Source organism: Sphingomonas sp. NFX23 (assembly GCF_049887795.1).
Classification (GTDB): Bacteria; Pseudomonadota; Alphaproteobacteria; order Sphingomonadales; family Sphingomonadaceae; genus Sphingomonas.
Genome location: NZ_JAGEKH010000007.1, coordinates 133,239 through 157,024, shown reverse-complemented (window position 1 = coordinate 157,024; position 23,786 = coordinate 133,239). Strand labels below are relative to the sequence as shown.

Here is a 23,786-nt window from a genome sequence, read left to right as displayed (position 1 = left end):
TCCTGACCCTAGCTCAAATCTAAGGTTCAAGGCCAACAGGCAAAAAAGCCCGCTGGCCTTGAACATTGTACCGGTCAAATTCTCACGCTTAGACCGAAAATGTACTTTCCTCGGTCAGGTAGTACCCGAGCAGGCAATGCTCGCCCCGGTACGGACTACCCGCGTTTTCGAACGTTACGCCGGTTGCCCATTTCCGCCGGTTGAACCGAAAATCTGACCCGTCGAATAGCTCAGGGACGGATCGGCTGCGGCAACGTACAGCGCCGCAATCTCAGCTGGCTGGCCTGCTCTCGCCATCGGCGAGTCTCCACCAAAGCTGCGCAACTTCTCGGGCGTCGCCCCGCCGCTGACCTGCAACGGAGTCCAGAACGGACCGGGGGCAACTGCGTTCACGCGGATACCGCGACTGGCAAGCTGCTTGGCCATGCTCTTGGTGAAGTTCAGCACTGCGGCACGGGTCAGCGCATAGTCGACGATGTCAGGTGAAGGATTGCCAGCCTGCTCGGAGGACGTGTTGACGATCACCGCGCCCGCGCTCATCCGTTCGAGTGCCGCCTTCGTCAGCCAGAACGGTGCGTAGACGTTCGTCTTCATCGTGTCGTCGAAGTCCTGGCTCGAAATATCGGCGATGCCGGGACGCGTCTGCTGACGGGCCGCATTGTTGACCAGGATATCGAGCCCGCCAAGCTGTTCGCTCGCTTGCTGCACCAGCCGGCGGCAAAAGCGCTCGTCACGTAGATCACCAGGGATCGCGACTGCCTTGCGACCCTCGGCCCGGATCGACGCAATGACTTCGCGAGCGTCCGGTTCTTCGGCCGGCAAATAGTTGATCGCAACGTCCGCTCCCTCTCGCGCGTACGCAATCGCCGCGGCGCGACCAATCCCGCTATCTCCGCCTGTTATCAGGGCCTTCTTGCCTGCCAGCTTGCCGGAACCCTTGTAGCTTTTCTCGCCGTGATCGGGGCGCGGCGTCATCTTTGACGCAAGACCGGGCCAGGGCTGCCGTTGTACAGGGTAGGGGGGCTTAGGATAGGCTGCGGCTGCTGGTGTCGTCGCGGCGCTACTGCCACCACTCTGTGTTGCGGCGTTTGCGGCGGTCGCAGCGATGGCACTAGCGGTAATAGCTGCCCCCGTCACGAAAGTACGTCGAGTGGTATCGGTCATCGTCATAGCTCCCGGAATGATCACAACCCCAAGCGCTAAACGATTGCTTCCGTTCCAAATTCTGTCGTTATACCGCGTCGTATTCCCTGCGCCCCTCAGCATCTGCAAATATGGATTCTCTTCAAGACGGATGGGCATCAGCGAGCGGCATTTTTGCTCCTCCTAGCTACGCTTGCAGGGCCGAACGCGTAAATGAACGAGTGTTTGATGTGGGGATGCGTAGAACGTCGCGTGTGTGTCCGAGACCTTGTCCTACAGCGTGCTTTATCAAACCATCGTTACCCCGTGGCAGGCAATAGCAACCGTGTGCCTTCTCGGATCGTTACATGCGCCGAAGGAGATTAGTTATGGCCGCCCCACAGGACGAAGAACCGGGTTTTGAAACCGACGTCAACGAACTGCCGGATAGCAATAACGGTCCGGAAGATAGCCTTGAAGATAAGCCGTCGCGCGGCGCACAAAACTCAGACGATCTCGAGGAGGCCCAGAAGGAAGGCGCCGAGGAGAGACAAGATGGTGAGCTATATTAAATTGTTATAGGGGCGTTTTGAGCATCGCGTCCTTGAGCGTATTGCCTGCGATCCCCCCGGCAGCGACCGCAACGACAACATTGCCAACGAAAAACTCCACAATACCAACGACACTGCCGAACGCGATCAGCGCCGAGGTCGTCACCGGCAGCGCGGCCGTTGCCTTACCGATCGCGACTTTCGCCTCCTGGCGGACAAGCCGAAGCCGTTCGAACACTGGCTCGAGCGATCGACCTTGATCGACTGCCGCGATCAGATCGCCCAGCGCACGATGCAGCGCCTTCAGCTGCTGCAGCGCTACCGCGCGATCGGCATCGACCGGCCCACCATTGTCGCGAGCGAGTTCCTCATCGTCGATCAGCCGTTGCACGGCTTCCAGGGCAACAGGCGCTAACGCCTGAATGACAGCGGCATGCTCGCGCAGGGAAGGGCGCCCGGTCCACGTCGCCGAACTGACGGCATCCGGTCCGCGAACCTCGTCCCAGAGCGCCTTGAACTGCTCACGGACCATTTCACGCCGTAGGGTGCGATCCTTGGTCTCTCTCGCATGACGTACGAATGCCTCAAGGCTGGGCTGCGCCGCGACGAAAGCTGGCGCCAACGGCCGCAGGTCGGTCCGGCCAAGCAGCGCCCGGCGCAGCGCCTTGTAGCGCGTGTCGTCCGCCAGATCCTGAATGCCATCGCAAGCGCCCAAGCATAGAGTTTGCAGACGCTGCAGCGCCTCCTCGTCGTTCAACCCTTCCGGCCAGTGTGTTCCTGAATAGCCCATCGCATTCGATCCGTTTCGACTCAGCTAACGGTCGGATGCACGAATGTTTGCCTGTAGGACATAGCAAGAACATCAAAGGACCAGAACGTCGCTAGAGATACGGGTAGCGATGATGTTGGTGGACGGCACCGATGCCGATCCGCCCCGAACATGTCTTCCTGTACCCGATCGATTGGCCCCAGCTATCGCACCTGGCCCGCTTGCGGGCAGGCGGACGCTGCGAACATTGCGGGCGCCCACACGGGCAACGGGTCTTCCACATGGGCGACGGACGCTGGTGGGACAAAGGCCGGTCGTATTGGCGTAATGGCGACGGCAGACGTGTTCGCCGACCGACCGAGAACATCCTCGATTCAGGCAAATGGACACCGGTGGTGCTGGCCTGCGCGCATCTCAATCATGACCCCAGTGACAGCGCGCTTAACCAGCTGGCAGCGCTCTGCCAGCGCTGCCACATGATTTACGATGGCCCTGAACATCGTCGTCGACGTTGGATGAACGCACATTACCGGCGTGCGCTCGGCGATCTGTTCTACGGTCCATATCCGATGCGGGGGGCGGACTGGATCACCCCGACACCCATCAGCATGCTCGATGACAGCCGATCGCTCTACGCAAACGTCCGATAGCTCGGAGCACCGGATACGCTGTGCCGGCCGCGTGCAGACAAAAAAAGGGGCCGCCAAAAAGCGACCCGGGAAGTTTTGGGAGAGGATGCCTGAAAGGCGTCACCTTGGTATCCCGCGGGTCGGGCAATGGCGAATGCAAATCGAATAAACCGGATTGCATTTCATGCACTTGGCAGAATGTTAGAGCCAAACTCATCCCCTCACGAGCTTGATGATGGAGCAATAATTACGAGTGCTCGACAGCGTGGAAGTGGACCTGGCCCGGCACGCTGATCAGCATGTCCAACGACAGTCGTTCGCATACGCGCATTCGCGGTAGCCGCCTCCGCGGCACATGCCAAACGCGCTTCGCAACGTTCGCAGGGAGAACCTTATCCACATGACTATCGAGTCTGACGATTGACCAAACGGTTCTGGTAACGGAACATAAAGGGAACAGGTAGAGTCTAGACATCATGATCACCGCCCTCGAGTCCCTGCCGACCATCGCCCACCTGCGGACAATCGCAACGTCGATGGTGGATCACCGCATCATGCCGTTCGGTATTCCTGCGCTCGACGATCGCCTCGCAAGCAGCGGCCTTCGCGCTGGAGCACTGCACGAGGTCGCCGCACAAAGCTGTTCGATGGTCGACGATGCCGCAGCAACGCTGTTCCTCGCAGGCATCGCCGCGCGAGAAGCGGCGCATACAGGCGGGCCGGTGCTGTGGGTGAGCTGTCGCAACGATCTCTATGCGCCCGGCCTGGAACAGGCGGGGCTATCATCTGCCGACTTGATTCACGCACAACCCCGTGACGATGCAGCCTTGCTGGCCGTCGTCGAAGACGCGGTGCGCGATGGAACGCCGTCAGCGGTGATCGCCGAGGTTAGCCGGATGTCGATGGTGGCGACCCGGCGCCTGCAACTGGTCGCGGCCGACGCCGACATTCCCGTTCTCATCCTGCGACGCAGACGTAATCGCGACCAGGATCCGCTCGCCGAGCCGTCTGCGGCCTGGACGCGCTGGCGGATCGCCAGTGCGTCGTCCGAGCGCCTGGGCGTCGCCGGCGTCGGCCGATCGCGGTGGCAGGTCGAGGTCGCACGGCAGCGTGGCGGCGAAGCATTTTCGATGATTTTGGAGGGGTGCGATGAGACGGGTTGTCTCGCTGTTCCTGCCGCACTTGGCCATCGAACGGCTGAGACGGCTGGACCGGCACGCTACGCGGCCGCCTGAGCGGCCCGCCCTTCAGCTTCCCGTCGACGACGATCCCGGTGCGTGTTCCGTACCGCGGGGCGGCGGGTGGCGGCCGGGTGCGCGCTGGGCCCGCGCTGATATGCCGACCAGACATGATGTGGAAGGTGAGATCGCAGCGCTGCCCACGCATGCCAAACCGCCCATGCGTGAACTTGGTCGACGTTCGGAAGCGGCGAACCATCCGTTCCACGGACCAGCGCAAGCCGACCGTCACGAAAGGGTTGCGGCAACCGTTGCCGCGTTTCACCGGGCGCCGCTCGCACTGGTGGGCAAGGTTGGCCGGCGCGAAGAGGTGGTGGCCGCCTGCGATGGCGCTGCGGCGTTGGGGATCACGATCGGCATGGCCGCGACCCATGCGCGCGCGCGAGTGTCCGATCTCGACATCCGGCCATCTGAGACCGAGGCGGATGCCGCGTTACTGGACCAGCTCGCGCTGCGTGCGGTGCGCCGTTGGTCACCGATCGCAGCGGCCACGCCGCCTGATGGTCTGTGGCTAGACCTGACCGGCTGCGCGCATCTCCATGGCGGCGAAGAGCGGTTCTGTCGGCGTCTGCGCGCCTTTTGCCAGCGTGCCGGGTTCACGGCACGTGTGGCGGTCGCGGACACACCGGGCGCGGCCCATGCCGTTGCCCGGTTCGGATCGGCCGATATCGCGATCGTGCCCACAGGACGAACGGTCGACGCGCTCAGCGGTTTGCCGGTCGCTGCTTTGCGCCTCGCAGGCACAGCGCTCGTTGCCGCCCGCAAGTTCGGCTTCGAACGCGTGGCGGATCTCCTACCAATTGCCCGCGGGCCCTTGGCACGCCGGCTCGGGCTGGCTGCCATCACGCGGCTCGATCAGGCACTCGGCGCGGTCGCCGAACCCATCACGCCGCGCACCGACGAGGTCATGCCGGTCGTCGAGCGCCGATTGCTCGAACCGATCGTCACCGCAGACGCGATTGCGCAGGTCATGGAGGATCTCCTCGGCGACATGGCCGAACTGCTGCGCGCGAAAGGGCTTGGCGTACGATCGCTGCGGCTCGGTGGCCTACGCGTCGATGGCACCGAGCAGGTCGTGGCCGTCGGCACCTCACGCCCGACGCGCGAGGTCTCGCACCTGTTGCGGCTCATGAAGCTCAGGATCGAGCGGATCGATCCGGGCCTGGGGCTCGAGCAATTCTATCTTGCGGCACCGCACACCGAGCCGCTCGACGCGGTCGATCTTGGCGCGGTTCTCGCCGGTGAGGTACTCGTGCGTGATCCGGCCCGTCTCGTCGACGTCGTTGCCGGCCGCATCGGCGCTGACGCTGTATTCCGGATTGCCCCTGTTGAAAGCCATGTGCCCGAGCGCGCCGTCATGCGTGCCGACCCGGTGGTGGCGCCCGCGGGCTGGCCGAAATGGCGACGACCGACGCGCCTGTTGGCTAGGCCCGAACCGCTGTGGGGCGTCATCGCGCTGATGCCCGATCAGCCGCCCCGGCGGTTCGAGTGGCGCGGCCGGCCGCACAAGGTCGTGGCCGGCGACGGCCCCGAACGGATCCATGGTGAGTGGTGGCGCCGCGACGCGGAAGTGTGGGCGGTGCGCGACTATTACCGCGTCGAGGACGACGCGGGCGGTCGCTACTGGGTGTTCCGGCGTGGCGACGGGTTCGTCGAGGACACCGGCGATCTCAGCTGGTGGATGCACGGCGTGTTCGCATGACCGACTATGTCGAACTCCAGGTCCTCACGCACTTCTCGCTGCTACGCGGCGCCTCGAGCCCCGAGGAGCTGTTCGCGGCTGCCGCGCTGCTCGGCTATCCCTCGATCGGGGTCAGCGACATCGGCACCGTCGCGGGTGTGGTGCGCGCATGGGAAGCGCAGAAGGCGACGGGTGTTCGCTCGATCGCCGGCACACGCGTCAATCTGTTCTGCGGTCGCCAGTTGCTGCTGTACCCGACCAACCGCCCCGCTTGGTCGCGCCTGACGCGCCTGCTGACAGTGGGCAAGAAGCGGGCGGGGAAGGGGGGATGCCTCCTCCACTGGCATGACCTCGAACCCTGGTCGGAAGGCATGATCGCCATCCTGCTGCCGCACGAGGCAGACGAGGATAATCTGGCAGCGCTCGCGGACCTGAAGACACTCTATGGCCGTCGCGGGTATATGGCACTGTTCCAGCGGCGCCGGCCGGACGATGCCGTGCGGATCGACGCGCTGGCGCGGCAGGCGGGCGGCGCAGGCGTTCGGGCAGTGGTGACGGGTGATGTCCTCTACCACGCGCCTGAAGCACGGTTGCTGCAGGACGTGGTGACGGCCGTGCGCGAGAAATGCACCGTCGACGAGCTCGGCTACCGGCGCGAGGTCAATGCCGACCGTGCGCTCAAATCCCCTGACGAGATGGTCCGGCGGTTCAAGGCGTATCCCGATGCTTTGCGCGCCAGCGTCGACATCGCGCGTCTGTGCACCTTTGATCTGGGCGAGCTGGCCTATCAGTATCCGCATGAGCGGCTGATCGACGGGCTGACCGCGCAAGAGGCGCTGCAGAAGCTCGCGGAAGACGCCGTCGACACGATGTTCAACGGCGCGGTGCCGGCTGCCTATACCGAGCAGATCGCCCATGAGATGCGCCTGATCGGCGAGCTTGGCTATGCGCCGTATTTCCTGACGGTTTACGCGATCGTCCGCGAAGCCCGCCGGCGCGGGATCCTGTGCCAGGGGCGCGGTTCAGCCGCCAACAGCTGCGTCTGCTTCGTGCTCGGCGTCACCTCGATCGACCCGATCAAGCATGAGCTGCTGTTCGAACGGTTCGTATCGGGCGAGCGCCGCGAGCCCCCCGATATCGACGTCGACTTCGAGCATGAGCGACGCGAAGAGATCATCCAGTGGATTTACGAGACCTATGGCCGCAACCACTCGGCGTTGACCGCGGTCGTTACACGCTACCGCGCCCGCGGCGCCGTGCGCGACGTCGGCAAGGCGCTTGGCCTGCCCGAGGATCTCACTTCGTCATTAGCTGGCCAGGTGTGGGGCTGGTCGGCCGAAGGCGTCGGGGAAAAGCAGGTCAACGAGCTGAACCTCGACATCGGCGATCGTCGCTTGCGCCTGACATTGGAGCTTGCCCGCAAGCTGATCGGCGTACCGCGCCATATGAGCCAGCATCCAGGTGGCTTCGTCCTCACCCATGACCGTCTCGACGATCTGGTCCCGATCGAACCCGCCGCGATGGAAGACCGGCAGATCATCGAATGGGACAAAGACGACATCGATGCGCTGAAGTTCATGAAGGTCGACGTGCTGGGTCTCGGCATGCTCGGCTGCATGAACCGCGCCTTCAACATGCTCGAGGCGGACAAGGGGCTGCGCGTCGGCCTGGCCGATCTGCAGGACGATGATCCGGACGTCTACGCGATGATCTCGAAGGCCGACACGCTCGGCACCTTCCAGATCGAGAGCCGCGCGCAGATGTCGATGCTGCCGCGGATGAAACCGCGGCGCTTCTACGACCTCGTCATTCAGGTCGCGATCGTACGACCGGGACCGATCCAGGGTGACATGGTCCATCCGTATCTGCGCCGGCGCGAAGGGCTGGAGAAACCGGAATACCCACGACCCGAGCTGCGCGCGGTACTGGAAAAGACCCTCGGCGTGCCGCTGTTCCAGGAACAGGCGATGAAGGTCGCGATCGTCGGCGCCGGGTTTACGCCGGCCGAAGCCGACCAGTTGCGCCGCGCCATGGCGACGTTCAAGTTCACAGGCGGCGTGTCGCACTTCAGCGAAAAGCTCATCGGGGGCATGGTCGAACGCGGCTATCCGCGCGAATTTGCCGAACGCACCTTCCGCCAGCTCGAGGGGTTCGGCTCTTACGGCTTCCCCGAGAGCCACGCCGCCTCGTTCGCCAAGATCTCCTACGCATCGTCGTGGATGAAGCATCATCATCCCGACGTGTTCTGCGCGGCACTGATGAATGCGCAGCCGATGGGCTTCTATGCGCCCGCCCAGATCGTGCGCGATGCGCGCGAGCACGGTGTCGTGGTTCGCCCCCCGTGCGTCAACGCAAGCCGCTGGGACTGCACACTGGAGCAATATGGCGGACGGTACCTCGCCGTACGATTGGGGCTCCGGCAGATCCGCGGCCTGTCCAACGCGGATGGCGCCAAGATCGTCGGCGCGCGCGAGCTGACCGCGTTCGAGAGCGTCGAAGACGTATGGCGGCGATCGGGCGTCCAGCGCGCCGCGATCGAGAAGCTCACGGACGGCGACGCCTTCCATAGCTTTGGTGCCGATCGTCGGCAGGGCTTGTGGAAGGTGAGGGGGCTCGGCGAAGCGCCGCTGCCGCTGTTCGCCGCGGCCGACCGCGCCGACCAGGCCGTCAGCGCGGAAGGGATTGAGCCTGATGTCGAACTGCGGCCACTGACCGACGGTCGTGAGGTGATTGAGGACCACCGCGCGCTGCAGCTGTCGCTGCGCGCGCATCCGCTGACCTTCGTCCGCGATGAGCTGGCCAGGCGTGGCGTGACCAAATGCGCGGATCTCGCGACCATCCGCGACGGGCGCCATGTCGAGGTCGCCGGCATCATCCTCGTTCGCCAGAAGCCCGGATCTGCCAAGGGCGTGCTGTTCATCACGATCGAAGACGAGACGGGAATCGCCAATGGCATCCTGTGGCCCGATCGGTTCGAGCGCCAACGCCGTACCGTCATGTCCGCGTCAATGATCGGCATGAAGGGCAGGGTGCAGAAGGAGGGCGAGGTCATCCACGTCATCTGCGACCGGATCATCGATCATGGCGACCTGCTGCACCGGGTCGGCGAGATGTCGTTCCCGCACCGGACCGGTCGCGGCGACGGAGCAAAACACGCGGGCTCCCCCGATCGTGGCGACAAGGGCTGGAGCCCTGCCCCTCGCAACTCTTACTGGCCGCCCCATGCGGACGGCATGGATCCGGAAGCCGTCGTGAAGTTCAAATCTCACGACTTTCATTGATGGCCAAGCTCGTCCGTCATCAACGCGTTGTCATCGCGCTATCGGTGCATATCTTGCGGGGCGGTGTTGCGCGCTGTGCGGACGCTCGCGTTGATGTCGTCGAGATCCGGTTGGCGCTGCGCTGCCTGCTGCCGCACTGCCCCGAACGCTGGCCACTCGCACTCTACTGGGATGCCGCTGCCCAAGAGAACGAGATCGGCAGGGCACAGGGCGTGACCGCGGCGTTCAACGGGATTATCCGGCAACTGCGGCGCGCTGGCTGTTATGAAGAGGTGACCGAACCGTGAGTATGCGACTACCGCGAGCAGCCGTTGCTCGCGTTCCTGACGGCACGCAGATCGTCAGCGTCGAGCGTATGTCGCGGGCTTTTACCAAATACCATCTGGATGACGGACGCGCACTGCACCGGTTCAAGATGGAAGAGCCACATGCGACCCCGCATGATCACCCCTGGAGCTTCGACACCGAGATCCTTGATGGCGGCTATGTCGAAGAGGTGTTCCACTTGGATCCAAACGGCGGTTGGCACAGCGAACTGGTTCACCGACTCCCTGGCGAAACCTACCATGTCGACGCTGCGCACATTCACCGCATCGTGGAGCTGCCGACGGGTGAGTGCTGGACGCTCGTCCGCGCAGGTCCCCACACACGCGAGACCCGGTTCTGGCGTTTCGGAGACGCGGTTCAGTCCCGGGCCTGGCATGAGCGCCGATGGACGCGCTTAGGATAAGGCATCACGGCAAGGGTCGATCCACCGCAATATTCATGACGGCGTTGGCCGGGGAAGGGCATCGAGCGCTGCGGATACCTGCAGGCGCAGATCGTCGTCCCGGGTGATCTCCAGCATCGCGCTAAGGCTGCTGCGGGCGCCGGCCACATCACCTGCGACCAGTTGAAGTCTGGCGCGCTCCCACCAACCATGGGCATGCGTAGGCGCCACGATCGTCATGCGGTCGTACAGGACCAGCGCGCGCGCGGGATCGCCAGCCTGCTCGGCACGGGTCGCCTGGTTGAGCAGCAGGCGGACGAGCGCCGATCGGTTCGACAGGGGAAGCATTCCGTCGGAAAACCGGGCCTGGCCGGTCATCTGCTCCAACAAGGCTTCCACCTGTTCAGGGGCAACGATGCGACCATCGTTGAAAGGATCGATGATCAGCGCATCCGACGCGTCGCCAAGGCGGACCAGGACGTGGCCGGGGGTATTGAGCGGCATTGCCGACCATCCGAGACGTCGTGCCATCGCCACATAGAGGATCGAAAGGCTGATCGGCAGGCCGAGCCTGCGATCGACGACCGCGATCAGGTCCGCATTCTGCGGATCGTCATAGTGTACGCGGTCGCCGGAAAACCCGAACTCTTCAACCATCACGCTGCTCAGGGCCTGAGCCTGAGCAGCGCTGCTCACTGCGTCGCCGTCAGCAGCGCGCAGGGCTATTTCCATGTCCGTGAGCTCGTCGAGATAGTCATCAAGATCGATACCGGGATGATCGAGCACTGCGAGTTCCAGGGCGGCCAGATCAAGCTCGATTTCGCCGTCTTCCATCAGCCCGAGATGAAGAATGCTATTGGTCATGAGCCGTTAGATGGGGGCTGCTTCGATCGTTTCTATGGCAACGTTCGGGTAAGCGGCCCGGCGGACCCCGCGTCACGTGCGATCCCAACATGCTGGTGCGCCGATCCACCCGAAAGCCATCATCACGATTCTGGATCCGGCAGACATCGATACCTGGGTGCGCGGATCGTATAACGATATTCCGTCTGCAAAAACCTATGACCCTGCAAGATGACCGTCTGAGAGCCTGTCTTCGCAACCCGCAGCAAGGAACGGTAGCGTTCGGCTATCCTCGGCAAGCAACTACGACTGCGCCGAACGATCCATTGTGCACGCTACGCGTTGTGCGACCGTAACAGGGAGCCGAGACAATGACGCAGGATGACGAACGCTGGATGCGCAAAGCGATCGCGATCGCACGATCGAAGGGTTCCGATCCTTCGACCTCGCCGCTGGGGTGTGTGATCGTTCTCGACGGCAAGGTTATCGCGGGCGAGCGCAACCAGACGAAGGAATTGCCGGACGCGACCGCGCATGCGGAGATGATGGCAATCCGACGGGCGTGTGAAAGCACCGGGGAATTGGAACTGCGCGGTGCGACGCTCTACTCCACGCTGCAGCCCTGCGGCATGTGCACGATGGCGTCGATCTGGTCCAAGGTCGGCCGCGTCGTTTACGGGGCGGGCCGCGATGATGTCCACGAGATGTATTTCGAGGCGCAGCATGTCGACACGCTGGCATTCATCGGCGACGCCTACCGCGATGACATCGTCATCGAGGGAGGGTGCCTTCGCGACGACTGCGCCAAGCTCTATTATGGTCCCGACGACGAGCTGCCAGTCGACGAGCAGGCAAATCTATAGCCCGCTGAGGCTGCGATAAACCGAACGAAACTTACCCCGGAGGCAGCGCGTTGCGGCGGTGCCGGAGCAGTTTGCTTCGCGGCTATCCGCTCAGCGAGGACACTATCATGGGCCTGTTTTCCAAAGACATCGTGACGTTCGACGACCTGTTCCTGCATCAGCTGCAGGACGTATATTACGCAGAAAACCAGATCACCAAGGCCTTGCCGAAGATGGTCGACAAGGCGACGGCACCAGCCCTGAAGCAGGGTTTCGAAACCCATCTGCGTGAGACGGAAGGGCAGATCACACGCCTCGAGAGCATCTTCGACCTGCTCGGCGAGAAGGCAAAGGCAGTGACCTGTCCGGCGATCGACGGCATCATCAAGGAAGCCAACGAAGTCGCTGGCGAGATCGAGGACAAGGCCGTGCTCGACGCTGCGCTGATCGCGTCGGCACAGGCGGTCGAGCATTACGAGATCACGCGGTACGGCACGCTGATCGCCTGGGCGAACCAGCTCGGCCGCGCCGATATCGCAGCGATCCTGAAAGAGACGCTCGACGAGGAATATGCGACCGACGACAAGCTGACGGTGATGGCAACGTCGAGCGTGAACGCAAAGGCGGAAGCAGTTACCGCATAAGCGTTTCAGTGTCGGGGGGCCGATGCCCCCCGACCATTTTCCAGCTTTTCATGAAAGGCACGTTCGATGGCCGACGATATCGCATTCACGCTTCCCGAAGCCTTGCGTGCGCAAAAGCACATGCGCGATGCGCTAGGCCTGGGCGAGGAACGGTTCCCGGTGCCCGCCTTCATCAACATGGTGAGCGACGAGATCGAGCAGCTGCGCGACGCCGGCAGGAGCGATGGCGAAATTGCCGCGCTCGTCGAAGAATCGAGCGGTCATGCGCTCACCGAAGCGGATATAGCGCGTTACTACACGCCGGTCGAAGACCGGCACTCCAACGAGCATTGAATCCACCCCTACCAGGCCAGCGATTACGTCCCTTGTCAGGGGCAGGGGGCACAGGTTTGCTGTTCTGATCAGGACCACCGATCCCCGCGTCGGAGTAGCAGGAACAGATGGCGACTGGGGGGCTTTATAACTGGAAGCCGTCTGGAGTGATCTTATGTTCAAAGATGCCGTGATCAAATCGATTGCGCTTAACGGTTTTCCCAGTTCGGTTGGCGTTGCTCCGCTGCCAAGTCGGCAGGAACGACGTCGCGAGGCAGCAAAGGCAAAACGACTGGCTCCCAAACACTGTGCGTGCTGCGCCCCGGACCAGAACTGATGGTCGCAGACCGGCCTTCGCCAATGGAAGCCAAGCTCGTCAATGAGCTGCCGGTCGAACCGGGCTGGCAATATGAGCCCAAATGGGACGGTTTCAGAGCACTGGTCTTCCGTGATGGCGAGGCCGTCGACATCCTGTCCAAATCGGGAAAACCGCTCGGTCGCTACTTTCCCGAGATAGTCGCGCTTGTCGCATCGGTCCCGCAGGCGCGTTTCGTGCTCGACGGCGAGATCATCCTACCCATCGCGGACATCCTCTCGTTCGATGCGCTTCAGGCACGGCTGCATCCGGCGCAAAGCCGGATAGATCGCTTGGCGAAAGAGACGCCTGCGCAGCTGATGCTATTCGATTGCCTTAGCGTCGATGATACCGACTTCAGCAGCGCGCCGCTCTCGGCTCGCCGGAAAGCGTTGGAGACGTTCCATGCCCGACACGCTCGGCCTGGTCTTCTGCTCTCACCCTGTAGCGACGAGATCGACGACGCTACGGCCTGGTTGGCGACGAGCGGCGGGGCGTTGGACGGCGTCGTCGCGAAACGGCTCGACGAGCCTTACCGCAGCGGGGAACGCGCCATGCTGAAGGTAAAGCAGCATCGCAGCGCGGATTGCGTCGTAGGCGGCTTCAGACGCGTGAAGGAGGGTAGCGAGGTGGCATCGCTCCTTCTCGGGCTTTACGATGATAGCGGCAGGCTTAATCATGTCGGCTTCACGTCAGGTATCGCCGCGGCCGACCGCACGGCGCTTACCGCAAAGCTCGAGCCGTTAGTCGAAGCCCCGGGCTTCACCGGTAAAGCTCCCGGCGGCCCCAGCCGCTGGAACGACGGTCGTGAGAGCGAGTGGGTCCCCTTGCGGCCAGAGCTCGTCGTCGAAGTCCTGTACGATCAGGTGACTGGTGATCGATTCCGGCACGGTACGCGCATCCTGCGCTGGCGTCCCGACAAGGCACCTGAGGCGTGCACCATGGATCAGCTGGAGCATGAGCTTCGCCCTGCTGAATTGGGCATAGCGTCATGACCGATTCCTCCTCCAGCGATCCCTTGGCGAAATACCGGGAAAAGCGGGATTTCGCCAAAACCGCCGAACCTGAGGGCAGGATCGCCAAAGCAGGGGGCAACCGCTTCGTTGTACAGAAGCATGCCGCGTCTCGCCTGCACTATGACTTGCGGCTCGAACTCGATGGCGTTCTCAAGAGCTGGGCCGTCACGCGAGGACCCAGCATCAATCCCGACGACAAACGGCTCGCAGTCCGCACGGAGGATCATCCGGTCGAGTACGCCACGTTCGAGGGCACGATCCCGAAGTCGGAATATGGCGGCGGGACCATGATGCTGTGGGACACAGGAACGTGGGAGCCGCTCGCTGGCAAGGACCCGAGCAAGACGCTGCCTGAGGGACATCTCCACTTCTTCCTGCATGGACATCGCCTCAAAGGCGAATGGATGCTCTTCAGGCTAAAGCCCCGTGGGAAGGAAAAAGGCGAGAACTGGATCCTGCGCAAGGTTACCGACGATGAGGTCGGTGGATCGGACGATCTTGTCGGAACACATCTCACCGGGGTCGTCAGCGGCCTGACTATGGAAGAGATTGCCGCAGGCAAGCGAGGCAAGTCAGGTGCGCCCGCAACGGCTGCCGCAAAGCCTGCGACGAAAGCTCCAAAACCACGAGCGACAAGCCGTAAGAAGGCAGGCTCACCCCCACCATTCCAACCTGTCCAGCTCGCGACGCTTGTCGATCATGTGCCCGCCGGCAACGCCTGGCTGCACGAAATGAAATATGACGGGTATCGAACACTGGTGGCGGTCGGTGGCGGTACGGGGCGTGCCTATACCCGGTCCGGACTGGACTGGACGGAGAAGTTTGCCGGCATCGTTGCCGACGCCGCGGATCTGGAGGCGTCGTCTGCTCTCATCGATGGTGAGGCAGTGGTCGTCGATGCCGACGGCAAGACCAACTTCCAGGCGTTGCAGGCTGCGCTGAAAGGAAACCCGGACGCGATCCTGTATTACGCGTTTGACCTGCTCGAACTCGACGGTGAGGATCTGACCGGGCAACCGCTATCGGAGCGAAAGGCGAAGCTTGCGTCGCTGCTTGCGGGCGGCACCGACCGGATCCGCTACTCGGACCACATCGTCGGACGCGGCGAGGAGCTGTTCGAGACGTTTTGCGCCGAAGGTCTCGAGGGTGTCATCTCGAAGCGCGCGGACGCGCGCTATGTCGGCTCGCGGTCCGGCAGCTGGCTGAAGACGAAGTGCATCCAGAGACAGGAGTTCGTCATCGTCGGCTGGTTGCCGTCCGACAAGCAGCGAGGGTTCAAGTCGCTCCTCTTGGGCGTCAACGAGGACGGTCATCTCCGCTATGCCGGCAAGGTCGGAACAGGGTATACGGGCGAGGAGATCGACAAGCTGATGAATCTGATGACGCCGCTGGCCGTCACGAAGCCAACCGTCACCGCACCCCGCGCAGCCGTACGCGACGCACGCTGGATCATGCCGCAGCTGGTCGCGGAAGTAGCGTTCATGGAAGTCACGAGCGACGGGGTGTTGCGCCACTCCAGCTATCTGGGTTTGCGTCAGGACAAGAAACCCGAGGCGGTCGTCGTCGAGAAGCCTGCGCCCGTTGCCAAGCTCGAGGCACCCGAGCCGTCCGTCGTCCGAGTGACGAACCGGGAACGGGTGATCTTTCCCGAGTCCGCAATCACGAAAGGCCAGCTCGCCGACTATTACCAGGCTGTGTCCGGCATCATGCTGCCTTGGTGCGGAAGTCGCCCGATAAGCCTGGTCCGCTGTCCGCAGGGCCGAGGGAAGAAGTGCTTTTTCCAAAAGCATGACGCCGGCAGCTTCGGCGATCATGTCCACCATGTCGGGATCGCCGAGAAGGACGGACATGACGAACCCTATTTGTTCGTTGACGATGCCGAGGGTCTCGTCACCTGCGTCCAGATGGGTACGATCGAGTTCCACGGCTGGGGTGCGCGGATCGAGGACGTCGAGAAGGCCGACCGGCTGGTGTTCGATCTCGATCCTGATGAAGGCCTCGATTTCAAGGATGTCATTTCCGCGGCCCTTCATGTTCGCGACGTGTTGGCTCAGATGGGCCTGGAGACCTTTCCGATGGTGACGGGCGGAAAGGGCATTCACGTCATCGCGCCGCTAACACCGCAAGCCGAGTGGCCGGCCGTGAAGGATTTCGCACACCGCTTGGCACTCGTCCTGGCGCAGTCCGAACCCGAGCGATTTACCGCAGCCCTCGCCAAAGCCAAGCGAACCGGACGCATCTTCATCGACTATCTGCGCAATCAGCGCGGGGCGACGGCTGTCATGCCGTATAGTGCTCGTGCTCGCGAGGGCGCACCCGTTGCCGTGCCTATCACGTGGAAAGAGCTCGCTAAACTCGACCGCGCATCGGGCTGGCATATCGGCGATGCGGGTGCGCTGTTGAAACGCGCGGCGTCAAAGGATCTCGTCGGTTGGGGACGCGCTGACCAAATTTTGCCTGACCTATGATCGTCTCTGTTCGCTTGGTGCCTTGATGAAGATCGCAACCTACAACGTGAATGGCATCAACGGTCGCCTGCCGGTGCTTCTGCGCTGGCTGGATGAGTCTCAGCCCGATGTCGTCTGCCTGCAGGAACTGAAAGCGCCGGACGAGAAGTTCCCTTTGAGCGCGGTCGAGGCGGCGGGTTATGGCGCGATCTGGCAGGGTCAGAAGAGTTGGAACGGCGTCGCCATTCTCGCCCGTGGCGCAGAGCCCGTTGAGACCCGACGGGGGTTGCCGGGCGACCCGGACGACGTTCAGAGCCGCTATCTCGAAGCGGCCGTTGGCGGCGTTCTAGTCGCAGGCTTCTATCTACCCAATGGCAATCCGAGGCCGGGTCCAAAATTCGATTACAAGCTCGCCTGGATGGAGCGCCTGATTGCTCATGCGGCCACGCTGTTCGACACCGATGCGCCGGTCGTGCTGGCCGGCGACTACAATGTGATGCCGACCGAGATGGACGTCTACAAGCCGGAACGATGGATCAAGGACGCGTTGTTTGCGCCAGAAGTCCGAGCCGCGTTCTTTCGTTTGATCGATCAGGGTTGGCTGGATGCGCTACGGGCAAAGCATCGCGACGAAACGATCTACACGTTCTGGGACTATTTCAGGAACGCGTATGGTCGCAATGCCGGGCTAAGGCTCGATCATCTTCTCCTGAACGCCCCTGCAGCCGCGCGACTGACGGACGCGCAGGTCGATCATCACGTCAGAGGGTGGGAGAAGACCAGCGACCACGCCCCCGTCTGGATCAAACTGAAGGCCGTCCGACGGAAGCGTTCCGCCTCCTGATTGGCCGAACGACGGGAGAGACTTAACTGTGAATTGAAGAAAAGTCTGCCGACAGGCTTTGGGCACTGCCGTGGCCTACAAGCGTAGTCGTTGTTCGATGTAATTCAGGTTGGCGCGGAAGCGCCGAGCAGAAGCTCTTAGGCTTTGCCGCGCTCACCAATTAGCTTTCCTGCTGCCGCGTCGAGCTTCTCGCGGTCGTTGCCAACCTCGGCGATCAGGTCACGTGCCTGTTGCGCGCTAAGCCCATGCTTTTGCGAAAAATACTCGACCTCGTAAGGTTCGCTTCCCGAGACACGACTCCGATCACGGCCGTCGGTCTTGCTCTTGTCGTCTGCCATTGTATGTCTCCAAACAATCCTGATGCTGAACGCTTAGGTTTGCCGTAGTTTCCGTATGGATCGTCACACAAGCAAGGGCAGCCGTCGTTCGATCAGACATTTTGGAAACTGATTAGATCAGCGTCAAAGGCTTGTAGATAAACCTCACGCCAATGTACCATACATGGGTGAGCGGAGCGCTCGCGCGGAGACGGTCTAATGTTGCAGTTCGGCGGTGAGAGTCTGGCGCCTAGCTGAAAGCCGGACGGACTATCGCCAACAGACCTTTTTTGCTCGGCTACTCCGGCGGCACGAACCGAACGTCTAGGTCGGGCATGCCTACATGATCCGCTCCGGTTGACATCCCCACATGACATTTCTGTCATTTTGGGTTTACGCAGCCCTGCCAGCCTGTTTAGGGGACGCCATTCTAAAGGGTAGCAAGGTGATGATGCGGAAGGCTATTTTTCTTTCCGTGGGCGCGTGCCTGCCGCTGATGGCGGCATGCAACCGGCACCAGTCGACGCTCGCTCCGTTCGGCGAGGAGGCGGACAAGGTCCTCTCGATCACGATCGTTCTGGTCATCGGCGCAATCATTCTGGCGGGCGGGCTCGCGTTGCTGATGCGCCACGCGATGCGCGCGCCGGAAGGTCGGCTGACGCACAAGGGCGGGATGAAGCTGGTGCTTTGGCTCGGCGGCATCGGGCCTTCGATCCTGCTGCTGGGCCTGTTGCTCTACTCCCTCCCCGCAATGCGACCACGCGAGGTGGCCAACGGCGACCTGCGTATCGGCGTCGAGGGCGAGCAATTCTGGTGGCGCGTCCGCTATGCGCCGCCGGGCGGATCGGTGGTCGAGACCGCGAACGAACTCCGCCTGCCCGTCGGCCGCACGGTCGAGCTGTTGCTCCGCAGCCCCGACGTCATCCACAGCTTCTGGGTCCCGGGCTTGGCGGGCAAGATGGACATGATCCCCGGCCGCACCAACCGTCTCGTCGTTCGCGCGACCAAAGCGGGGACGTACCGCGGCGTCTGCGCGGAGTTCTGCGGGCTCGGCCACGCGCTGATGGCGTTCGACGTGATCGCGATGGAGCCGACCGCGTTCGAGCGCTGGCTCGCCGAGCAGCGCAAGCCCGCTATCGTCACCGCGTCGCCCGGCGCGCGCCTGTTCGCGAGTTACGGCTGTAGCGGCTGCCACAGCGTCCGCGGCATCGGACCGGTCGCGAAGATCGGCCCCGATCTCACACACTTTGGGTCGCGCCCGACGCTCGCCGCGGGCGTGCTGCCGATGACGCACGCCAACATCGCTGGATTCGTGCGCGATCCCGGCAAGACCAAGCCCGGCGTGCGGATGCCCGCCTTTCCGCAGATGTCGGCCGCCGAAGCCGACCAGATCGCAAGCTACCTTCAGGGGCTCAAATGACCACCGAGAGCACCCAATATACCGCGCCCGACCAGAATGATCCCGCGGTCCGCAAGGGCCAGGAAGATCGTCTGCGTGAAGTGTGGAAGCCGCCGACCGGCTGGTTCTTCCGCTGGACCGACGTCAACAACAACCGGATCGGCGTGTGGTATACGCTGACGGCATTCGGGTTCATGCTCTTCGCGGGCGTGCTCGCGCTGATCATGCGCACGCAGCTGGCGGTGCCGAACAATGACCTGGTGACGGCGAACACGTTCAACCAGCTGTTCACGCTGCACGGCTCGATGATGATGTTCCTGTTCGCGGTGCCGATGTTCGAGGCGGTGTCGATCATCCTGCTGCCGCAGCTGCTCGGCGCGCGCGACCTGCCGTTTCCGCGGCTGTCGGGGTTCGGCTATTGGAGCTTCCTGATCGGCGGCGTGTTCGTGTCGGGCTCGATCTTCTTCGACGCGGCACCCGATGGCGGCTGGTTCATGTATCCGCCGCTGACGACGCGGACCGACCTGAGCGGGCTCGGCGCGGACATCTGGATGCTGGGGCTGAGCTTCATCGAGGTGTCGTCGGTGGCGGCCGCGGTCGAACTGATCGTCGGCGTGCTGAAATGCCGCCCGCCGGGCATGCGGCTCAACCTGATGCCGCTCTATGCCTGGTACATCCTGGTCGTCGCGGTGATGATCCTGTTCGCGTTTCCGCCTTTGATCGCCGGCGACGTGCTGTTCGAGATGGAGCGGCTGCTGAACTGGCCGTTCTTCAACGCGGAGAAGGGCGGCGATCCGCTGTTGTGGCAGCACCTGTTCTGGATCTTCGGGCATCCGGAAGTCTACATCGTCTTCCTGCCGTCGATCGCGCTGTTCGCGATGCTGATCCCGACCTTCGCGCAACGCCATCTGCTCGGCTATCCGTGGATCGTGCTGGCCGCGGTCGGCACCGCGTTCCTAAGCTTCGGGCTGTGGGTCCACCACATGTTCACGACCGGCCTGCCGAAGATCAGCCTCGCGTTTTTTGCAGCCGCCTCGGAAGCCGTCGCGATCCCGACCGGCGTGCAGATCTTCGTGTTCATCGCGACGCTCTGGGCGGGCAATGTCAAAAAATCGACGCCGCTGCTGTACGCATCGGGCAGTCTCGCCGTATTCGTGATCGGCGGGCTGACCGGCGTGATGGTCGCGGTCGCGCCGTTCGACTGGCAGGCGCACGACACCTATTTCATCGTCGCGCATCTGCATTACGTGCTGATCGGCGGCACGCTGCTGCCGTTGTTCGCTGGGCTGTATTATTACTGGCCGCTGGTGACGGGAAAGAAGCTCAGCGACAAGCTCGGGCGGATCGCGTTCTGGATCATGTTCGTGGGCATGAACCTGACCTTCTTCCCGATGCATCTGTCGGGGCTGCTCGGCATGCCGCGGCGCGTGTTCACGTACCCAGAGGAACTCGGGATCGGCGGCCTCAACCTCGCCTCGACCGCGGGTTCGTACATGTTCGCAGCTGGCGTGCTGATCGTCTGCATCGACCTCGCGCTGTCGCCGCGTCGCCCAAAGGCCCCGCGCAATCCGTGGAATGCCGGGACGCTTGAATGGCTCGCACTGCCCGACGACGAGGATTGGGGTATCCGCTCGGTGCCGCTGATCGAGAGCCGCTATCCGATCTGGGACCAGAAGAACTTCGTCCAGAAAGTCGACGAGGGGCGCTTCTTCCTGCCCGACGCGGAGGAGATGCGGCGCGAGTCGATCATCACGACCGTGCTCGACGCGCGCCCGTTGCAGGTGATCCGCCTCGGTACGCCGAGCGTGAAGCCGATGATGACCGCGGTCGCGCTCGCCGGCGTATTCATCCTGACGACGTACCATCTCTACATCTGGTCGGCGGTCAGCGGCGTCGCGACGCTCGCCTGCGTGCTGTGGTGGCTGTGGACCGGGACCGCCGAGATCCCCGAAAAGCCTACCAAGCATATCGGTCACGGCATCGAGGTGCCGCTCTACACGTCGGGGCCATCGGCACCGGGCTGGTGGGCGATGTTCATCACGATGATGGCCGACGCGACCGCGTTCTCGGGGCTGGTGTTCGGCTATTTCTTCTTCTGGACGATCCACAACGATTTCCCGCCGAGCGGCACAGGGCTGAACGGGCCGGGCGTATTCTGGCCGATGGTCGCGTTGGCGCTGACGCTGACCGGCTGGGCCGCAACCGTCGGCGCGCGCGAAGTGCATCGCCGCGGCAACGTTGGTGCGGGACGCGCGCTGCTGGTCGTCGGGATCGTCGCGACGCTGTCGAGCCTGTTCGCCGGGCTCGCCGGGCCGTGGTATTCGGGGCTCGATCCCGAACTCCACGTCTATCCCGCGATCGTCTGGACGCTGGCGATCTGGACCGCGGTGCACGCCGCGATCGGGGTCATCATGCAGGCCTACACCTTCGCGCGCAGCCTCGCAGGCAAGATGACGCCGGTCTATGACGCGGACCTGCGCAACATCACCGTGTACCATCACTTCCTCGCGCTGACCGGGATCGTGACGTTCTGCACGATCGGCCTGTTCCCGGGTGTCGCATGACAGAGCCCAAATCTGACCGGAAGCACTGGGCTCGCGACCTGAAGGTGACGCTGTGGACGCTGATCGTCCCGCCGACGATCTGGGCCGTGCATTTCCTGTTCTGCTATCTGTGGGTCGCGGTGACCTGCGCGAAATCCCCGACTCCGGGAACGGCGTTGACCGGCTTCCCGCTGGCCACGCTGATCGCGACGATCGTTGCGCTGCTCGGGATCGTTGCGGCTGGTTATATCGCTCGCGTCCAGTCAGAGACGCCCGGCGATCCGGCCCCGCACGAACAGGGGACAGCGATCGACCGCCTCCGCTTCCTCGCGCTGTCGACGCGGTTGCTGGCGGGACTAAGCTTCGTCGCGGTGATCTTCACGGCCTTACCGGTCATTATGTTTGGCGACTGCCGATGAGACGCGCAAGCCTTGCGCTTGGCGCCGCGCTAGTCCCACTCGGCTGGGCCTTCGCAGCAGCACCGCTCGGAATGGTCGGCCACATGGCAGGGCACATGATCGCAGTCGCGGTCGCGGCGCCGTTCCTCGCCTACGGGATCGCCGGGAGCCGCTTCGACCCAGCCGAGCGTTGGCCTGCAATCGTTACCCCGCTCGCGATGTCGCTCGTCGAACTCGTCGTCGTATGGCTCTGGCACCTCCCCGCGCTGAGGCTCCGCGTCGACATGCAGCCGCTTGCCTTGCTGATCGAGCAAGTGAGCTTCCTCATTGCCGGCGTCCTCCTGTGGAGCGCAGTGCTCGGGACGCGCATTGGCGGCGCCACCGACCGTCGCGCGTCAGGCGTTGCCGCATTGCTGCTGACATCGATGCACATGACCCTGCTCGGAGCGCTGATCGGCCTCGCCCCGCGACCGCTCTACGCGATGATGGCGACGCACCCGGCAACACACGGCCTCGACGCACTCGAAGACCAGCAACTCGGCGGTGTCGTCATGCTGATGGTCGGCGCGGCGAGCTATTTCATCGGCGGGCTCGCAATGCTCGGCGGACTGTTGAAGACACGGAGCGCGACCGCATGACGATCCGGATCACCTGGGCGCGCGCCGCTGCCGCGATTCTTGCACTGGCACTCGCCGGGCTATTGTTCGCCTGGTCGGGCGTGTTCAATATCGCCGCGTCGTCGGGCCATTGGAAGATCACCGACTGGTTCCTCCACTGGACGATGCGCAACTCGGTCCGCACCTACGCTGCGGTCACCGCCCCCGACGATCCCAAGGCAAAAGAGGGGCTCGTCAGCGCCGCCGGCCTGTTCAAGGCAAGCTGCGCCTCGTGCCACGGCGCGCCTGGCGTCCGTCCGCTGCCTGTAATGCAGGCCGCGACGCCCCCTGCCCCTAACCTCGCGGTCAACGCGCGCGAGTGGACTGACAAGCAGATCTTCTGGATCCTTAAGCACGGCGTCAAATATACCGGCATGCCCGGCTGGGCCGCCAAGGACCGCGACGACGAAGTCCGCCGCATGGTCGCCTTCGTCCGCCTGCTGCCCGAGATGTCGCCCGCGACCTATCGCTCGCTGACCGAAGTGCCGGGCGTCACCGATGCCAAGATCGCCACCTGCGCAGGCTGTCACGGCGCCGACGGACGTGGCCGCGGCCAACCCGACATGCCCGTCCTCGGTGGGCAGAGTCCCGCGTATCTCCGCGCGGCGCTGGAAGCCTATGCGACCGGAAAGCGGCAGAGCGCGGTGATGGCGAACGCCGCCACGACGCTGACGCCCGGGGACATGACGCGCCTCGCGGATCACTTCGCGGTGTTGCCGGGAGTCGGCCGCGCAACGCCATCGGGATCGACCGCGGCCGCCCGGATCGACCGCGAAGGGCTGCCGAAGGTGCAGCTCCCCGCGTGCTCGAGCTGCCATTCTCCCGGCAAGCCCTACCCCGTCCTCGCCGGCCAACGCGCCAGCTACATCGCCCAACGCCTCCGCAACTGGCGCGGCGACGAGACGGTGGTCGACGCCCGCAAATCGCAATCGACGATGCCGGTCATCGCCCGCCGCATCCCCGAGGATATGATCGATCCGCTGGCCCAGTATCTGGCGGGCCGCTGAATTACCGCACAGGCGATGCCGCCGACTCTTGAACGAAAGGCTCAAGCTTCGTGCTTAAGCATGCCCGCGATCATAGTTTAGTGCTCGATCCCTAGCGGCGATCTTAATGCAGACCCACAACCGGCCGCTCACGCCCATCCCCTCGCTTCCCAACTTCAGACGCTGGATCATCTTTGCGAATGA

The 23,786-nt window shown here is 63.4% G+C and carries 22 protein-coding genes; 17 read left to right on the top strand and 5 right to left on the bottom strand.

Annotated features, from left to right (window positions below):
• Positions 1–174 precede the first annotated feature (174 nt).
• Positions 175–1,164: an SDR family oxidoreductase gene (locus tag J4O76_RS19205; RefSeq protein ID WP_426283666.1), complete on the bottom strand. Its 990-nt coding sequence runs from the start codon at positions 1,162–1,164 to the stop codon at positions 175–177.
• 347 nt (positions 1,165–1,511) lie between these two features.
• Here J4O76_RS19205 and J4O76_RS19200 point away from each other — a divergent pair, with 347 nt between their 5' ends.
• Positions 1,512–1,694, top strand: coding sequence for a hypothetical protein (locus tag J4O76_RS19200; RefSeq protein WP_426283665.1), 183 nt, complete (start codon positions 1,512–1,514; stop codon positions 1,692–1,694).
• A gap of 4 nt (positions 1,695–1,698) precedes the next feature.
• Here the strand turns inward: J4O76_RS19200 and J4O76_RS19195 are convergent, their stop codons facing one another.
• A complete protein-coding gene (locus J4O76_RS19195) occupies positions 1,699–2,463 on the bottom strand; it encodes a hypothetical protein (protein WP_426283664.1) in 765 nt (254 codons plus the stop codon).
• Between the two features lie 260 nt (positions 2,464–2,723).
• On the opposite strand from J4O76_RS19195, the gene J4O76_RS19190 reads away from it, so the two are divergent.
• From J4O76_RS19190 to J4O76_RS19170, 5 genes are all read left to right on the top strand, one after another.
• Positions 2,724–3,092: a hypothetical protein gene (locus tag J4O76_RS19190; protein WP_426283663.1), complete on the top strand. Its 369-nt coding sequence runs from the start codon at positions 2,724–2,726 to the stop codon at positions 3,090–3,092.
• 455 nt (positions 3,093–3,547) lie between these two features.
• Positions 3,548–4,306 (top strand): ImuA family protein, encoded by a 759-nt coding sequence (locus J4O76_RS19185; RefSeq protein WP_426283662.1) that lies wholly within the window; start codon positions 3,548–3,550, stop codon positions 4,304–4,306.
• Positions 4,221–6,011: a Y-family DNA polymerase gene (locus J4O76_RS19180; protein WP_426283661.1), complete on the top strand. Its 1,791-nt coding sequence runs from the start codon at positions 4,221–4,223 to the stop codon at positions 6,009–6,011. Before J4O76_RS19185 ends, J4O76_RS19180 begins: the two co-directional genes overlap by 86 nt.
• Positions 6,008–9,271, top strand: coding sequence for an error-prone DNA polymerase (locus tag J4O76_RS19175; RefSeq protein WP_426283660.1), 3,264 nt, complete (start codon positions 6,008–6,010; stop codon positions 9,269–9,271). Before J4O76_RS19180 ends, J4O76_RS19175 begins: the two co-directional genes overlap by 4 nt.
• On the top strand, positions 9,271–9,558 hold the full coding sequence (locus J4O76_RS19170) for a hypothetical protein (protein WP_426283659.1): 288 nt from the start codon (positions 9,271–9,273) through the stop codon (positions 9,556–9,558). The genes J4O76_RS19175 and J4O76_RS19170 overlap by 1 nt, the downstream gene beginning before the upstream one ends.
• Before the next feature lie 8 nt (positions 9,559–9,566).
• Here the strand turns inward: J4O76_RS19170 and J4O76_RS19165 are convergent, their stop codons facing one another.
• Positions 9,567–9,854, bottom strand: a complete 288-nt coding sequence (locus J4O76_RS19165; protein WP_426283658.1) for a hypothetical protein — start codon at positions 9,852–9,854, stop codon at positions 9,567–9,569.
• A 180-nt stretch (positions 9,855–10,034) separates the two neighbouring features.
• Positions 10,035–10,814 carry a SirB1 family protein gene (locus J4O76_RS19160; RefSeq protein WP_426283657.1) on the bottom strand — a complete coding sequence of 260 codons (780 nt, stop codon included), beginning with the start codon at positions 10,812–10,814 and terminating at the stop codon, positions 10,035–10,037.
• A gap of 380 nt (positions 10,815–11,194) precedes the next feature.
• Here J4O76_RS19160 and J4O76_RS19155 point away from each other — a divergent pair, with 380 nt between their 5' ends.
• The 6 genes from J4O76_RS19155 (at position 11,195) to xth (ending at position 17,283) form a co-directional block, all read left to right on the top strand.
• Positions 11,195–11,686: a nucleoside deaminase gene (locus tag J4O76_RS19155; RefSeq protein ID WP_426283656.1), complete on the top strand. Its 492-nt coding sequence runs from the start codon at positions 11,195–11,197 to the stop codon at positions 11,684–11,686.
• Positions 11,687–11,793: 107 nt separating this feature from the next.
• Positions 11,794–12,309, top strand: coding sequence for a ferritin-like domain-containing protein (locus J4O76_RS19150; RefSeq protein WP_426283655.1), 516 nt, complete (start codon positions 11,794–11,796; stop codon positions 12,307–12,309).
• Positions 12,310–12,375: 66 nt separating this feature from the next.
• Positions 12,376–12,642: a hypothetical protein gene (locus J4O76_RS19145; RefSeq protein WP_426283654.1), complete on the top strand. Its 267-nt coding sequence runs from the start codon at positions 12,376–12,378 to the stop codon at positions 12,640–12,642.
• 291 nt (positions 12,643–12,933) lie between these two features.
• Complete coding sequence (locus J4O76_RS19140) at positions 12,934–13,971, top strand: ATP-dependent DNA ligase (RefSeq protein WP_426283653.1); 1,038 nt, start codon at positions 12,934–12,936, stop codon at positions 13,969–13,971.
• The gene (gene ligD / locus J4O76_RS19135; protein ID WP_426283652.1) at positions 13,968–16,460 is read left to right on the top strand and encodes a DNA ligase D; all 2,493 of its coding nucleotides are present in this window, start codon (positions 13,968–13,970) and stop codon (positions 16,458–16,460) included. The genes J4O76_RS19140 and ligD overlap by 4 nt, the downstream gene beginning before the upstream one ends.
• Positions 16,461–16,485: 25 nt before the next feature.
• On the top strand, positions 16,486–17,283 hold the full coding sequence (xth, locus tag J4O76_RS19130; protein ID WP_426283651.1) for an exodeoxyribonuclease III: 798 nt from the start codon (positions 16,486–16,488) through the stop codon (positions 17,281–17,283).
• A 137-nt stretch (positions 17,284–17,420) separates the two neighbouring features.
• Here the strand turns inward: xth and J4O76_RS19125 are convergent, their stop codons facing one another.
• Positions 17,421–17,621 (bottom strand): DUF3606 domain-containing protein, encoded by a 201-nt coding sequence (locus J4O76_RS19125; RefSeq protein WP_426283650.1) that lies wholly within the window; start codon positions 17,619–17,621, stop codon positions 17,421–17,423.
• Between the two features lie 430 nt (positions 17,622–18,051).
• On the opposite strand from J4O76_RS19125, the gene J4O76_RS19120 reads away from it, so the two are divergent.
• From J4O76_RS19120 to J4O76_RS19100, 5 genes are read left to right on the top strand one after another with little or no spacing between them, the layout of a single operon-like run.
• Positions 18,052–19,020 (top strand): cytochrome c oxidase subunit II, encoded by a 969-nt coding sequence (locus J4O76_RS19120; RefSeq protein WP_426283779.1) that lies wholly within the window; start codon positions 18,052–18,054, stop codon positions 19,018–19,020.
• On the top strand, positions 19,017–21,563 hold the full coding sequence (gene ctaD / locus J4O76_RS19115) for a cytochrome c oxidase subunit I (protein WP_426283649.1): 2,547 nt from the start codon (positions 19,017–19,019) through the stop codon (positions 21,561–21,563). The genes J4O76_RS19120 and ctaD overlap by 4 nt, the downstream gene beginning before the upstream one ends.
• Positions 21,560–21,961, top strand: coding sequence for a hypothetical protein (locus J4O76_RS19110; RefSeq protein ID WP_426283648.1), 402 nt, complete (start codon positions 21,560–21,562; stop codon positions 21,959–21,961). The genes ctaD and J4O76_RS19110 overlap by 4 nt, the downstream gene beginning before the upstream one ends.
• A complete protein-coding gene (locus J4O76_RS19105) occupies positions 21,958–22,578 on the top strand; it encodes a cytochrome c oxidase assembly protein (RefSeq protein WP_426283647.1) in 621 nt (206 codons plus the stop codon). Before J4O76_RS19110 ends, J4O76_RS19105 begins: the two co-directional genes overlap by 4 nt.
• Positions 22,575–23,603 (top strand): c-type cytochrome, encoded by a 1,029-nt coding sequence (locus J4O76_RS19100; RefSeq protein WP_426283646.1) that lies wholly within the window; start codon positions 22,575–22,577, stop codon positions 23,601–23,603. Before J4O76_RS19105 ends, J4O76_RS19100 begins: the two co-directional genes overlap by 4 nt.
• Positions 23,604–23,786 lie beyond the last annotated feature (183 nt).